Annotated in this window: 17 protein-coding genes; 8 read left to right on the forward strand and 9 right to left on the reverse strand. The window is 69.0% G+C overall.

Going from position 1 to position 13,412, the window contains the following annotated elements; all coding sequences use genetic code 11:
- Window positions 1-4: 4 nt before the first annotated feature.
- Together VGD44_RS06835 and VGD44_RS06840 are read right to left on the reverse strand one after the other, a co-directional pair.
- A complete protein-coding gene (locus VGD44_RS06835; RefSeq protein WP_331085217.1) occupies window positions 5-325 on the reverse strand; it encodes a 2Fe-2S iron-sulfur cluster-binding protein in 321 nt (106 codons plus the stop codon).
- 25 nt (window positions 326-350) lie between these two features.
- The gene (locus VGD44_RS06840; protein ID WP_331085219.1) at window positions 351-1,583 is read right to left on the reverse strand and encodes an NAD(P)/FAD-dependent oxidoreductase; all 1,233 of its coding nucleotides are present in this window, start codon (window positions 1,581-1,583) and stop codon (window positions 351-353) included.
- A 306-nt stretch (window positions 1,584-1,889) separates the two neighbouring features.
- Here VGD44_RS06840 and VGD44_RS06845 point away from each other — a divergent pair, with 306 nt between their 5' ends.
- The 4 genes from VGD44_RS06845 (at window position 1,890) to VGD44_RS06860 (ending at window position 4,577) form a co-directional block, all read left to right on the forward strand.
- Entirely contained in the window at window positions 1,890-2,204 is a 315-nt protein-coding gene (locus VGD44_RS06845) for a hypothetical protein (protein ID WP_331085222.1), read from the forward strand.
- 130 nt (window positions 2,205-2,334) lie between these two features.
- Window positions 2,335-2,589 (forward strand): hypothetical protein, encoded by a 255-nt coding sequence (locus VGD44_RS06850; RefSeq protein WP_331085224.1) that lies wholly within the window; start codon window positions 2,335-2,337, stop codon window positions 2,587-2,589.
- 97 nt (window positions 2,590-2,686) lie between these two features.
- Window positions 2,687-3,961 (forward strand): cytochrome P450, encoded by a 1,275-nt coding sequence (locus tag VGD44_RS06855; RefSeq protein WP_331085226.1) that lies wholly within the window; start codon window positions 2,687-2,689, stop codon window positions 3,959-3,961.
- 61 nt (window positions 3,962-4,022) lie between these two features.
- Complete coding sequence (locus VGD44_RS06860) at window positions 4,023-4,577, forward strand: TetR/AcrR family transcriptional regulator (RefSeq protein ID WP_331085229.1); 555 nt, start codon at window positions 4,023-4,025, stop codon at window positions 4,575-4,577.
- A gap of 9 nt (window positions 4,578-4,586) precedes the next feature.
- Here VGD44_RS06860 and VGD44_RS06865 read toward each other — a convergent pair whose 3' ends face one another.
- From VGD44_RS06865 to sdhC, 4 genes are read right to left on the reverse strand one after another with little or no spacing between them, the layout of a single operon-like run.
- Complete coding sequence (locus tag VGD44_RS06865) at window positions 4,587-5,372, reverse strand: succinate dehydrogenase iron-sulfur subunit (protein ID WP_331085231.1); 786 nt, start codon at window positions 5,370-5,372, stop codon at window positions 4,587-4,589.
- 18 nt (window positions 5,373-5,390) lie between these two features.
- Window positions 5,391-7,178: a succinate dehydrogenase flavoprotein subunit gene (gene sdhA, locus VGD44_RS06870; RefSeq protein ID WP_331085233.1), complete on the reverse strand. Its 1,788-nt coding sequence runs from the start codon at window positions 7,176-7,178 to the stop codon at window positions 5,391-5,393.
- Between the two features lie 4 nt (window positions 7,179-7,182).
- Window positions 7,183-7,566 (reverse strand): succinate dehydrogenase, hydrophobic membrane anchor protein, encoded by a 384-nt coding sequence (sdhD, locus tag VGD44_RS06875; protein ID WP_331085235.1) that lies wholly within the window; start codon window positions 7,564-7,566, stop codon window positions 7,183-7,185.
- Entirely contained in the window at window positions 7,566-7,973 is a 408-nt protein-coding gene (sdhC, locus tag VGD44_RS06880) for a succinate dehydrogenase, cytochrome b556 subunit (protein ID WP_414694623.1), read from the reverse strand. Before sdhC ends, sdhD begins: the two co-directional genes overlap by 1 nt.
- 256 nt (window positions 7,974-8,229) lie before the next feature.
- Here sdhC and VGD44_RS06885 point away from each other — a divergent pair, with 256 nt between their 5' ends.
- Window positions 8,230-9,111 (forward strand): LysR substrate-binding domain-containing protein, encoded by an 882-nt coding sequence (locus VGD44_RS06885; protein ID WP_331085239.1) that lies wholly within the window; start codon window positions 8,230-8,232, stop codon window positions 9,109-9,111.
- Here VGD44_RS06885 and VGD44_RS06890 read toward each other — a convergent pair.
- Window positions 9,101-9,805 carry a class I SAM-dependent methyltransferase gene (locus tag VGD44_RS06890; RefSeq protein ID WP_331085241.1) on the reverse strand — a complete coding sequence of 235 codons (705 nt, stop codon included), beginning with the start codon at window positions 9,803-9,805 and terminating at the stop codon, window positions 9,101-9,103. The genes VGD44_RS06885 and VGD44_RS06890 overlap by 11 nt on opposite strands.
- 179 nt (window positions 9,806-9,984) lie before the next feature.
- Here VGD44_RS06890 and VGD44_RS06895 point away from each other — a divergent pair, with 179 nt between their 5' ends.
- A complete protein-coding gene (locus VGD44_RS06895; protein ID WP_331085243.1) occupies window positions 9,985-10,692 on the forward strand; it encodes a PEPxxWA-CTERM sorting domain-containing protein in 708 nt (235 codons plus the stop codon).
- 61 nt (window positions 10,693-10,753) lie between these two features.
- Here the strand turns inward: VGD44_RS06895 and zapE are convergent, their stop codons facing one another.
- Complete coding sequence (zapE, locus tag VGD44_RS06900; protein WP_331085245.1) at window positions 10,754-11,875, reverse strand: cell division protein ZapE; 1,122 nt, start codon at window positions 11,873-11,875, stop codon at window positions 10,754-10,756.
- Window positions 11,876-11,966: 91 nt separating this feature from the next.
- On the opposite strand from zapE, the gene VGD44_RS06905 reads away from it, so the two are divergent.
- Window positions 11,967-12,254 (forward strand): hypothetical protein, encoded by a 288-nt coding sequence (locus VGD44_RS06905; protein WP_331085247.1) that lies wholly within the window; start codon window positions 11,967-11,969, stop codon window positions 12,252-12,254.
- Window positions 12,255-12,405: 151 nt separating this feature from the next.
- Window positions 12,406-13,203 (forward strand): arginase family protein, encoded by a 798-nt coding sequence (locus VGD44_RS06910; RefSeq protein WP_331085249.1) that lies wholly within the window; start codon window positions 12,406-12,408, stop codon window positions 13,201-13,203.
- A 66-nt stretch (window positions 13,204-13,269) separates the two neighbouring features.
- Here VGD44_RS06910 and VGD44_RS06915 read toward each other — a convergent pair.
- Window positions 13,270-13,412 (reverse strand): hypothetical protein (locus VGD44_RS06915; protein ID WP_331085251.1); only part of this gene is annotated, 143 nt, incomplete at its 5' end.

The raw sequence follows: 13,412 nt of genomic DNA on the forward strand, positions 1-13,412 counted from the left end.
CCCCCTAGTGCTGGCTCTCCGGCATCGTCACGCGCAGGCCGTCCAGGTCGTCCGTGACCTTGATCTGGCACGACAGGCGGCTGTTCTCCTCGACGCCCTCGGCGAAGTCGAGCATCGACTCTTCCATGGCCGAGCGCTCGCCGGTCTTGGCCAGCCACGCCTCGTCCACATAGACGTGGCAGGTGGCGCAGGCGCAGGCGCCGCCGCAGTCGGCGTCGATGCCCGGGATGTTGTTCTTCACGGCGCCTTCCATCACGGACAGGCCGTTCTTCACGTCGATGGCGTGCTCGGTGCCGTTGTGTTCGACGTAGGTGATCTTGGCCATGGCTGCCCCTGACTAACCGCCGCTTTCAGGCGGCGACCTCTTTCATGGAAATGGACGGGTCTGCAAGCTTCGCCTTGTCGACGGGCTTGCGGTTGAGGATGAGCAGCTTGCCCATCATGAACTCGGGTGGCGAGTTGATCGCCTCGACGGACTGCACCTGGTCGCCCTTGAGGTGGAAGACCGCGAACTTGGCGCTGGCGGGGTCGCCGCGCACCAGGATCTCGTCGACGTCGAAGGCGTAGCCGGCGATCTGGAGCTTCAGGTCGTACTGGTCGGACCACTGCCAGGGGCACTCGCCCGCCGGCCGCGGCCGGCCGACGATGGCGCTGGCCGCCTGCTTGGCCTGTTCGAGCGCGTTCGGCACGCTCTCCATGCGGAACATGCGCTCGTAGACCGGCATCGGCCGGTGGGCGACGTCGCCGATGGCGAAGACGTTGGGGTCGCTGACCGAGCGGGCGTCCAGGTCGACCACCACGCCGCGGGCGCAGTCCAGGCCGGCGTCCTTGGCGAGCTCGTCGTTGGGATGCGCGCCGACGCCCACCACGACGGCGTCGCAGGCGATCACCCGGCCGTCGGCCAGCTTCACGCCGGTGACATGGCCGTCCTTGCCTTCGAAGCCCGTGACGCTGCAGCCCAGCTCGAAGGTGACGCCCTGCTTCTCGTGGTAGGCGGTGAAGAAGTCCGACAGCGCCTCGCAGGCCACCCGCGCCAGGATCCGTTCCTCGCGTTCCAGCACCACAACCTCGGCGCCCAGCGCCCGGCCCGAGGCCGCCACCTCCAGGCCGATGTAGCCGCCGCCCACCACGGCCAGGGTCTTGCCCGGCCCGACGGTCGCCTTCAGCGCCTCGGCGTCGGCGGCGGTGCGCAGGAACATGATGCCGGCGAGGTCCTTGCCCTCGATCGGCAGGGCGATGGCCCGCGCGCCGGTGGCCAGGATCAGGGTGTCGTACGAAACCGAAGAGCCGTCCGAGAGCGCCACGGTCTTCGCGCCCCGGTTCAGCGCCGTGGCCGTCACCGAGGCGCGGAAGTCGATGCCGTGCTCGCCGTAGAACTCCAGCGGCTTCAGGGCCAGCGAGTCGGCGTCGGCCTCGCCCTTCAGCCAGGCTTTGGACAGCGGCGGGCGCTGGTAGGGCGGAATGGGTTCCTCCCCGATCATGGTGATCGGGCCCTCATGGCCGTACTGGCGCAGCAGCGCCGCAGCCGTGCCGCCGGCATGACCCGCGCCCACGATCACCACATGTCCGCCCGACTGGCTCATACTACTCCGATGCCCAAAAGTGACACTGGCGTCAACTTCCCCCTGAGGTAACCGCCGCGCCGCCGGGCCCTCTTTGCCCGCTGACCTTACGGAGGGCAAATGTTGTCGCCGCCCTATCTGCCCCACCGCGTGTCATCCCGGTTTGGGCGAAGCCCAAGACCGGGACCCAGCCCACCCCGAAGCTCCGAGTCCGCAAGACGGCTCGGAACTCGATGGAACGCCTTCGACTTCGAGGATGCGGCCGGTTGGGTCCCGGTCTTCGCCTGGGGCGCAACCGGGATGACACCCCTAGGTAAGGGAGGCCCGATGTTCCTCGTTCTCTACGAATGGCGGGCGAAGCCCGGCATGGAGGCTCAGTTCGAGGAGGGCTGGCGCCGCGGCACGCTGGCCATCACCCGGAAGTACGGCAGCTACGGCTCGCGCCTGGGCCGCACAGCCGACGGTCGCTACGTAGGCGCCGCCGAGTGGCCCGACGAGGCGACGTGGAAGACCGCGATGGCCGAGGGCATGGCCTACGACGACCCCGAGGCGAAGACGATGTTCGACGCCGCCACGCGGGACGGCGGCGCCCCCATCCTCGGCATGACCATCGTCAGCGACCTGCTGGTCCGCCCGGACTAACGCCCTGCGTGTCCTTTGGCTCGGGGGTGCGTCTCGCGCGTGTGGCGGCTGGTCGCACCGCCTTACGGACAAGCTTGACCATTGATACGGCTGTTGTGTGTCAGCGCCCCCCGATGATCCATCCGACGTCGTGAACTACCTCCGCAGCGTAGCCGCGATCGAGGCGTACCTGCGCGGCGCGATGCTGGAAAACGACCCGGCCTACCTGGCCTACGCGCGGCTCTGCGCCGCGCTCGCCGTCAACCGATGGCGCATCCAGAACCTGCCGCCAGAGCTCCGGCTCGCGCTGGACCCCGTCCTGATCGACGCCGTTCAGCGCGTGTCGTTGGGTCGCGAGCCAGCCCCTCGGCGGGCGCGCCGAGCCCGACGGCGCGTCCCGGCCTGAGGCGGACGGCCGCGCCCAGCCGAGCAAACGGCTTGCCGAACAGTGTTTGGATCGGCGTCATGCATCCAAACGGCCACAAAGGCCGGGAGGAACAGTCATGGACGACGGCTCTGTCGAGTTCCGTGAGGCCGCCGCGGCCGAGGCGTGGAGCGTGCCGATCGAGGCGCTGAACCCGGCCCAGGCCGACCTCTTCGCCAGCGACGCCATGTGGCCGATCTTCGACCGTCTGCGAAAGGAGGCGCCGATCCACTGGACGCCGCGCGGCGCCGAGTACGACGGCTTCTGGTCGATCAGCCGCTACCAGGACATCATGACCGTCGACACCAACCACGAGGTGTTCTCGTCGGCCGACGGCATCGTGCTGCAGTCGCTGGAGGCCAAGGCCGAGTCCGACAAGCGGCCGCGCGGAAACAGCTTCATCGCCATGGACCCGCCGGGCCACGACATCCAGCGCAAGACGGTCAGCCCGGCCGTCGCGCCGCAGAACCTGCACGCCATGGCGCCCCTGATCCGCGAGCGGGCGGGCGCGATCCTCGACGGCTTGCCGATCGGCGAGGAGTTCGACTTGGTCGACCTGGTCTCCAAGGAGCTGACGGCCATGACCCTGGCCACGCTCTTCGACTATCCGCAGGAGCGCCGCCGCGAGCTGACCCACTGGTCGGACATGTTCACCAACCCGCCCGGCTTCGGCCCGGCGAAGAGCTGGGAGCACAAGCGCGCTGAGGCCGACGCGTGCTTCGCCGCCTTCGACGTCCTGTGGGCCGAGCGGGTGAATGCGCCGCCGAAATTCGACCTGGTGTCGATGATGGCCCACGCCGAGGCCACCCGGAACCTCCCGGCCACCGACTACCACTCCAACGTCGTGCTGCTGATCATCGGCGGCAACGACACGACCCGGAACACCATCTCGGGCTCGGTCTATGCGCTGAACAAGAACCCCGACCAGTACGACAAGCTGCGGGCCAACCCGGCGCTGATCCCGTCGATGGTCTCCGAGACCATCCGCTGGCAGACGCCGCTGGCGCACATGGCGCGCACCGCGACCCGCGACTTCGAGATCGGCGGCAAGACCATCAGGGCCGGCGACCGCGTGGTGATGTGGTACGTCTCGGGCAATCGCGACGAGGCCCAGATCGAGGACCCCAATCGCTACAACATCGAGCGCGAGCGGCCCCGCAACCACCTCTCCTTCGGCTTCGGCATCCACCGCTGCGTTGGCAACCGCCTGGCCGAGCTGCAGCTCACCATCATCTGGGAAGAGATCCTCGCCCGCTTCCCCGAAGTCCGCCTCCTCCGCGAACCCCTGCGCACGCACTCCGTCTTCGTGAAGGGCTACGAGACGCTCCCGGTGGTGATCCCGAAGCGGAACTAGGGTTCGTGGGTGAACTGGGTTTAGTCTGGACGGTGTGAACCTCGAAGGACGCCGATACCACGTGGGCGACCTGCCCGGCCGCCTCTTGCGCGAGGCGCGGGACATGCTGGAGGAGGGCGGCCTCAAGCAGCTGAACCTGCGCGCGCTGGCCTCGCGCTCCGGCATCACCGCCGCCTCGATGTACCACCACTATGAGAGCAAGCGGGTCCTGCTGGCCGAACTCGCGGCGCTGGGCTTCGGCGAGCTGCGCCGCAGCCTCGAGAAGGCCGATCGCGAGGCCGTCGCCGGCGGCCGCCTGCGCGCCTGGGCCACCGGCTACTTCGCCTACGCGCGGGCCGAGCCCGCCATGTTCGCCCTGATGTTCGACCCCGAGATCGCCGAACTGCCGGTCGTCGCCGAGGCGCGGGACGCGGCGCTGGACCGGCTGCATCAGGTCGTGGCGGAAGTCATCGAGACCCTGGGCCGCCGCGAGGCTCCGGTCGACAAGATCACGCTGGCGGTCTGGGCAGCCGCCCACGGCGCAGCCGGCCTTAGCGCGGCGCGGCCGGGGCAGCCGGAACTCATCGACGATGTCATCACCGGGCTCGCCGCCCTGTTCCCGCCGAACCGCAGCTAGCGGGCCGGGTCAGACGACCCGGTCCACCAGCATCTTCTTGACCTCGGCGATCGCCTTGGCCGGGTTCAGGCCCTTCGGGCAGACCTGGGCGCAGTTCATGATGGTGTGGCAGCGGTAGAGCTTGAAGGGGTCTTCCAGCTCGTCCAGGCGCTCGCCGGTGGCTTCGTCGCGGCTGTCGATGATCCAGCGGTAGGCGTGCAGCAGCGCGGCCGGCCCCAGGTACTTCTCCTGGTTCCACCAGTAGCTCGGGCAACTGGTCGAGCAGCAGGCGCAGAGGATGCACTCGTAGAGGCCGTCCAGCTTCTCGCGGTCTTCCGGCGACTGCTTCCATTCCTTCTGCGGCTCGGGCGTCTCGGTCTGCAGCCAGGGCTGGATCGAGGCGTACTGCGCGTAGAACAACGTCAGGTCGGGGACGAGGTCCTTCACCACCGGCATGTGCGGCAGCGGGCTGATCGAGATCTTGTTGCCCGAGCACTCCTCGTGGCCCTGGATGCAGGCCAGCGCGTTGCGCCCGTCGATGTTCATGGCGCACGACCCGCAGATGCCCTCGCGGCACGAGCGGCGGAAGGTCAGGGTGGGGTCGACCGTGTTCTTGATCTGGATGAGCACGTCCAGGAGCATCGGACCGCACGTGCTCACGTCGACGTCGTAGGTGTCCCAGCGCGGGTTCTCGCCGCTGTCCGGGTCGTAGCGGTAGATCTTGAACGTCTTGACGTGCGTCGCCCCTGCCGGCGCCGGGTAATGCTTCCCGGTCGGCTTGATCTTCGAGTTCTTGGGAAGGGTGAGCTGGACCATGTTCCTGTTTCCCTTCCCCTAGTAGACCCGCGCCTTCGGCGGGAACGGCGCGATTTCGTTGGTCATGGTGTAGTCATGCACCGGGCGGAAATCGATTTTGACCTTGCCGGTCGGGTCGTCGAACCACGCCAGCGTGTGCTTCATCCACTTCTTGTCGTCGCGGTCCGGGTAGTCCTCGTGGGCGTGGGCGCCGCGGCTTTCCTTGCGGTTGTGTGCGCCGACCACCGTGACCACGGCCTGGCCGATCAGGTTGTCGAGCTCGAGGGTCTCCATGAGGTCGGAGTTCCAGACCATCGAGCGGTCGGTGACCTTGAGGTCGCCGCGCTTGGCGTTGACCGCCTCCATCCGCTTGACGCCCGAGGCCAGGGCCGTGTCTGTCCGGTAGACCGCCGCGTCCTCCTGCATGGCCATCTGCATCTCGAGCCGCAGGTCGGCCGTCGGCGTGCCGCCGCTGGCGTTGCGGAACCGGTCGAGGCGCGCGAGGTGCCAGTCGGTGTGGTGCGGCTTCAGTTCGGGCTGCGTGGCGCCGGCCTTCAGCGTGTCGGCGGCCCTGAGCGCCGCCGAGCGGCCGAACACCACCAGGTCGATCAGGCTGTTGCTGCCCAGCCGGTTGGCCCCGTGCACGGAGACGCACGCCGCCTCACCCACAGCCATCAGCCCGGGCACCACCTGATCGGGGTTCCGCCCCGCCTTCGTCACCACCTCGGAGTAGAAGTTCGTCGGAATACCACCCATATTATAGTGGACCGTCGGGAGCACCGGAATCGGCTCCTTCGTTACGTCCACCCCTGCGAAGATCTTCGCGCTTTCGGAAATCCCCGGCAGGCGCTCGGCCAGGATCTTGGGATCGAGGTGGTCGAGGTGCAGGAAGATGTGGTCCTTCTTCGGACCCACCCCACGGCCTTCGCGGATCTCCATGGTCATCGCCCGGCTGACCATGTCGCGCGGCGCCAGGTCCTTCACGGTTGGCGCATAGCGCTCCATGAACCGCTCGCCTTCGGAGTTGGTCAGGTAGCCGCCTTCGCCGCGGGCGCCTTCGGTGATCAGGCAGCCCGAGCCGTAGATGCCGGTGGGGTGGAATTGCACGAACTCCATGTCCTGCAGCGGCAGGCCGGCGCGCAGCGTCATGCCGCCGCCGTCGCCGGTGCAAGTATGCGCGCTGGTGGCCGAGAAGTAGGCGCGGCCGTAGCCGCCGGTGGCCAGGATGACCAGCTGGGCCTGGAACCGGTGCAGGGTGCCGTCGTCCAGCTTCCAGGCCGTGACGCCCCGGCACGCGCCCTCGTCCATGATCAAGTCGAGGGCGAAGTACTCGATGAAGAACTCGGTGTCGTTCGCCAGGCTCTGCCCGTACATGGTGTGCAGCATCGCGTGGCCGGTGCGGTCGGCCGCCGCGCAGGTGCGCTGGATCGGCGCCTCGCCGTAGTTCTTGGTCATGCCGCCGAAAGCGCGCTGGTAGATCTTGCCGTCGGACGTCCGAGAGAACGGCACGCCCCAGTGCTCCAGCTCGTAGACCGCGGCCGGCGCGTTGCGGCAGAGGTACTCGATGGCGTCCTGGTCGCCCAGCCAGTCCGACCCCTTGACGGTGTCGTACATGTGCCAGCGCCAGTCGTCCTCGCCCATGTTGCCCAGCGACGCCGAGATGCCGCCTTGCGCGGCCACGGTGTGCGAGCGGGTCGGGAAGACCTTGGTGATGCAGGCCGTCTTCAGGCCGGCCTGGGCGCAGCCCAGCGCGGCGCGCAGGCCCGAACCGCCGGCGCCCACGACGACGACGTCGAACTTGTGCTCGGTGAATTCGTAAGCCGCCATGGGTTCAGGCGCCCCCCAGCGCGACTTTGAGGATGGAGAAGATCGCCAGCGCGCCGGCGAGGCCGCTGATGAAGAGGTTGGCCAGCAGGCAGGCCGCCTTGCCGAGGTGGGTGTAGACGTAATCCTCGACGATCACCCGCACGCCCGACTGCATGTGCATGAAGGAGATGGCGATGGTCAGGATCATCAGGGTCGCATTGACCGGCTCGCTGATCCAGGAGACGGCGCCGTAGTAGTCCAGCGCAGCCAGCCGGATCACGGCGAAGGCGCCCCAGATCACCAGCGGGATCAGCGCCACGGCGGCGACGCGTTCGGACAGCCAGTGGCCGACCCCGTGCTTGGCGGAGCCCAGGCCGCGGGCGGTGGAGAGCGGCGTGCGGAACGACATCAGAGCGCTCCCGTCATGTAGGCGATCACCCACACCGCGATGGTGGCGGCGATGGCGAAGCCGAAGACCACGAAGGCCGAGCTGTTGGCGTCGTCCTTGTCCAGGCCGTAGCCCAGGTCCCAGATCAGGTGCCGCACCCCGTTGCCCAGGTGGTAGAAGGCCGACAGGCTCATGCCGAACATCACGAACTTGCCGAGCGGCGACCCCAGCAGGTCCTTGAAGATGGCGTAGGGCTCGGGGCCGCTGGCGAGCGCAATGGCCCACACCGCGACGAGCAGGCCGCCCAGGTAGAGCCCCACCCCGGTCACCCGGTGCAGGATCGAAGTCAGCATGGTCACATGCCAGCGCCATACCTGCAGGTGTGGCGACATGGGCCGGTCTGCCGGACCGCGTGGAACCGTCGTCATGGCTTAAGCCGTGCCTCCCCAAAAGCCCTCGGCGACACCTGTTCTAAGCGTCGGACCCGGGGTGTCAACGAACCGCGGGAATGTGACAGGTCGCGCATCACCGCTCGATCAGAAACATGGCGCCGAGAACCTGCGAACCGTTCTCAGATGCTGGCGGGTCCCGCCGAATACTTCCTTCTCGTTTGCCGAAGTCTCACGAACGGAAGCTTGGGCGCAATGCGTGAATGCGCTAGGTTTCCTTCGCGAAAGGCGAAGGATGCGGTTCGACCTCACAGACCTCCGACTGTTTTGCGACGTGGTGGACGAAGGCTCGATCACGGCCGGCGCGGAAAAGAGCGCGCTGGCGCTGGCCGCGGCCTCGACGCGCGTCCGCAACATGGAGGCGACGCTGGGCGCGGTTCTGCTCACCCGCTCGCGCCAGGGCGTGACGCCCACGCCCGCCGGCCGGATGCTGCTGAAGCACGCGCGCGGCATCCTCGGCCAGGCGGCGCGCATGCGCGAAGACCTGTCGACGTTCGCGGGCGGCCTGTCCGGCGAGGTCCGGCTCCTGGCCAACACCAATGCGGTCACGGAATTCCTGCCCGAGCCCCTTTCCTCGTTCCTCGCTACCCATCCCCACGTCAGCGTGGACCTCGAGGAGCGGCTGTCGGACGAGATCGTGGGGCTGATCGCCGAGGGCGTGGGCGACGTGGGCATCGTGGCGGGCGCCGTCGACGTGGGCGCGCTCAAGACCTACCCCTTCCGCTCGGACCGGTTCGTGGTGGTGGCGGCGCCAAGCCATCCGCTCGCAAGGCGCACGCGGCTGAGCTTCGCCGAGGTGCTTGAGTACGACGTGGTGGGGCTCGAGCGGTCCAGCTCGCTGCAGCGGTTCCTGGTCGGCAAGGCGGCGCGCGCGGGCCGGCCGCTGAAGGCGCGGGTTCAGCTGCGCAGCTTCGACGCCGTCTGCCGGCTGGTGGAGGCGGGCGTCGGCGTGGGCGTCGTGCCGCAGACCACGGCGCGGCGAGCGGAGAAGACCATGTCGCTCGCGATCGTCGACCTCGCTGACGACTGGGCGCTGCGCGAACTCAACATCGTGGTGCGGGCCGACGACGAGCTGCGGCCGTATGCGCGGGAGCTGGTGGAGAGCCTCAGGGCTTGAGCCACACGAACGCGAAGCTGACCGGGCGGTCGCGGTATTTCTCCCACTTCGCTTTCTGGGCCACCCAGGCGTCGTCGATGACGCCCTCCTCCAGGGCGGCGAGGCGCCAGCCCGCGGCGTGCGCGGCGCGCACGTGATCGGCGAAGAGGTGCACGTGGCTCTCGATGGCGACGGGATCGTCCGGCGCACGGTCGAAGTGGGTCGGGACGCCCGACATCAGGAACCACGGATGGTAGCCGACCAGCACGAAGCCGCCGCCGGGCCGGGCGAGGCGGAAGGCCTCCTCGTACAGCGGGTCGAGGTCGGCCAGGTGCTCGTCGGCCAGGGATTGGGTGATCAGGTTGTAGCGGTCGCTCGGAAGGCCGGTGGCGGTGATGTCGCCCACCGTCAGGCCCTCGTAAGCCCCCTTGTCCCGGGCCTGGGCCAGCATCTGCGGGGTCAGGTCGACGCCGTCGATCCGGCGAACGCCCCTGGCCTTCATCCAGGCCCCGATCCGGCCGGTGCCGCACGCCAGGTCGAGCACGCGCCCCGCCGCCGGCCAGTGGATCGAGAGGCGCTCCAAGAGGCGCAGGTCCATGAGGTCCAGCACCGTGGCCTCATAGGTCGGCGCCCAGGCGGCGTAGCCGTCCTGGACCCCGAGCGTCGGATAGTGGCGGGCGTCGAAGCGGGCGAAGTCGACCATGCGCGGGAACATAGGGGCGGCCGCCCCGCGGCGTCACCGCCGCTCCGCCAATTTCGCGAGAGCGCACGCCATGAGTGCAATAACTCTCGTTAAGGTAGCGAATTCATGTGTGAAGTGGTAAGGCTCGCGCGGTCGGGTCACTCCGCAGCAGAGGGCTGCCGGAGCGCGTGGGGCTTCGGAGGGGAGCTGCCATGAGACTCACACCCATCCTGTTGGCGTCCGCCGCGGCGACCGTGCTGGCCGCCCCGGCCCACGCGACCTCGACCATCATCGCCGGGCCTGGCGCCTACGGCGTCGGCGCCACGACGTCGGCCGAGGAGCCCGACCTGGCCGGCGTCGTGCTGGAGGACCGGCTGCAGCCCTTCACGATCAACGGCGCCGACGGCGGCTTGGTGATGGGCGTGATCCAGGAGCGCGTGGTCCGGTCGGACGCCACGGGCTTCCTGCACCTCTATCACCGGGTCACCCTGGAGACGATCAGCGGCTTCGATATCGGCAGCTACATCGAGTGGCTCGACTTCGATCCCGTGGCCACCGGCGATCCGCTTGCGGTCGGGCGGCGCACGGACGGCCTCGGCTCGCCCACGTCGAGCAGCTACGACCTGGCGGCCACGGGCCAGAGCCGGTTCGACTTCAACCTGCTCGATCTCGACCCGGCCAATGCGGGGTTCAGCACCCAGTTCCACTACGTGAAGACCAACGCCACCCACTACGCGCTGACGGGCCAGCTACGGCTGAGCGGGTTCGAGTTCATCGGCTTCGACGCGGAAGGCATCGCCAGCGACTGGCTGCCCACTTTCGCCGCGGCGGTCGTGCCGGAGCCGCAGGGCTGGGCGGTGATGATCGCGGGCTTCGGGCTGGCCGGGGCCGCGCTGCGCCGCCGCCGGGCCATCGCCTGAGGTCTGGACCTCTATCCACTACCGATCGTCCCGGCTTCTGCCTGGGATGAGCGGGATATTGCTAGCGGTCCTCGAGCCAGCTGGCCGAGCGCATCTCCTGCAGGCGTGACGCGGTGCGCTCGAACTCGAAGGCCCCGTCGCCGGCGGGGTACAGCTTCGTCGGCTCGGCCGCGGCCAGGACGATCAGGTGGGTCTTCGCCTCGTAGAGGGCGTCGATGAGGATCACGAGCCGCCGCGCCTCCTGGCGCTGGGCGGGGGTGAGCTTCGGCAGGCCGTCGAGGAAGACGGTGTGGAAGCGCTTGGCGATCGCGACATAGTCGTTCGGCCCGAGCGCCGCCTTGCAGAGGTCGTCGAAGGTCGCCCGCACCAGGCCGCCCGCGGCCCGGGGGAAGTTGAGCTTGCGGCCCAGGACCTCGACGGTCTCGCCGTCCTCGTCCTCGGGGCCCAGCATCTCCTTCCACAGCGCGTCGAACGCCCCGCGGTGGTCGGCCTCGTCGGCCGGGAACCAGGTGCCGGCGGCGCGCAGGCGGTCCAGCCGATAGTCGTGCGGGCCGGCGATGGTCACCACCTCGGCCTTCGTCTTCAGGAGCTCGATGAAGGGCAGGAAGAGCTGGCGGTTGATGCCGTTGAGGTAGAGGTCGTCGGGTAGGCGGTTGGAGGTGGCGACCAGCACCACGCCGTGGGCGAACAGCGCCTCGAACAGCCGGCCCAGGATCATGGCGTCGGCGATGTCGGTGACCTGGAACTCGTCGAAGCAGAGCAGCCGCGCCTCGGCGGCGATGACGTCGGCGACGGGCGGGATCGGGTCGTCGCCCTTGAACTGGCCGAACCGCTTCTTGCGCGCCTCACGGTCGCCCTTGCGCCAGGCGTCGATCAGCCGGTGCACCTCGCCCATGAACACGTGGAAGTGCGTGCGCCGCTTCTTGAAGCCGTCGGCCGTCTCGTAGAACAGGTCCATCAGCATGGACTTGCCGCGGCCGACGGGGCCGATCAGGTAGACGCCGCGCGGGGGCTCGTAGTGGCGTCGCCGCAGCAGGGCGAGGATGCCGCCCTCGGGCTCGTCTTCGGCCAGGTCCAGCTCGAGCCGGATCAGGGGCTGCAGCGCCGCCGCCTGGGCCGGATCCGGCCGGATCACGCCCTCTCGGACACGCGCGTCATAGGCGGCTTGCAGGGCGGATGGCATTATCATCGGCCTAGCTGGGCACGGGCGCGAGTGCAAGGAACGGGCGGCCCGCGGCCGGGTTGAAGACACATCAGTGACAGGAGAAACCCCAATGGCCGCCCCGAACGACCGCACCTCCGCCACGCCCGCCCGCGAGACGGGTCGGCAGCGAATGCCGGCCGCCCTGGCGGGCGACCTGGGCGCCGGCACCCCGGCCAACGTCGACGTCCACAAGCTGGGCCAGGAGGACCGGCCACAGGAGGACTGGGGCGAACCCGCCGCCGCCGAGGCGACCTTCTCGTCCAACCACACCCGCCGGCCGCTACGAGCCGAGGCCGAGCGCGGGCAGGGGAACAAGACCCGGAAGGCCAACAAGGACATCGTGAGCCGGCGGAACTGATCCCTCCCCTTGATGGGGAGGGTGGCGACCCCGGACTTGGTCCGGGGGCGACGGGTGGTGAAGGGTCGATCCTCCCCCATGTCTCGGGTCGGCCCCTACTTCCCCACCCTGGCCGCTTCCGCGGCCTGTCCCTCCCCATTAAGGGAGGGATATGACCCGCGTCGCCCTCCTCGGCCTGCCGACCGACCAGCACTCGTCCTTCCTGCGCGGGGCCGCCAAGGGACCGGGCGCGATCCGCGCGGCGATGCGCTCGCCGCACGCGCACATGATCGCCACGAACGGCCTCGATATGGACGCGGTGCTGGACGACCGGGGCGATGCGCCGCTCAGGGAGGACGCCGGCGACTTCGAGCGGATGGTCGCGGCCGCGGCCGAGGCGTTCCGCGATGGCCCAGCCGTGGTGTTGGGCGGCGACCACGCGGTGACCTATCCGGTCCTGGCGGGGATCGCTGCGGCCGGCCGCGCGCCGCCGCAGATCGTGCATATCGACGCCCACTCCGACCTCTACGACGACTTCGAGGGTGATCCGCTCAGCCACGCCTCGCCGTTCGCGCGGATCATGGAGCGGGGGCTGGCGGCCGGGCTGACGCAGCTCGGCATCCGCACGCCGAACGCACATCTGACAGCGCAGGCCGAGCGGTTCGGCGCGAAGGTGTTCTCGCCGGAGACACATGCTGAGGGCCTGGCGGCCCTGCCGGCGGGGCCGACCTACATCTCCATCGACCTGGACGGGCTGGATCCGGCGTTTGCGCCCGGCGTCGCCCATCACGAACCCGGCGGGCTGACGACCCGCGAGGTGCTGGAGGTGATCTGGAAGACGCCCGGCCCGGTGATCGGCGGCGACGTCGTCGAGCTGAACCCGGACCGCGACATCCACGACATGACCGCGACCCTGGCAGCCAAGCTGCTCAAGGAACTGGCGGCGCGGATCGCCGCCGATCATCGCTAAACACTGATTGTCATCCCGGTCTACGCCTTGCGGCGAAACCGGGATGAATGTTTGGGGGAGATTGGCCTACTTCATCGTCGGGATGACGAAGGCGGAGTCCTCGACGGAGCCTTCGGGCCAGCGGGCGGTGATGGTCTTGACCTTGGTGTAGAAGCGGACGCCCTCCATGCCGTGCTGGTTGGCGTCGCCGAAGGCCGAGCGCTTCCAGC

It is taken from the genome of Phenylobacterium sp. (genome assembly GCF_036402295.1).
GTDB lineage: Bacteria > Pseudomonadota > Alphaproteobacteria > Caulobacterales > Caulobacteraceae > Phenylobacterium.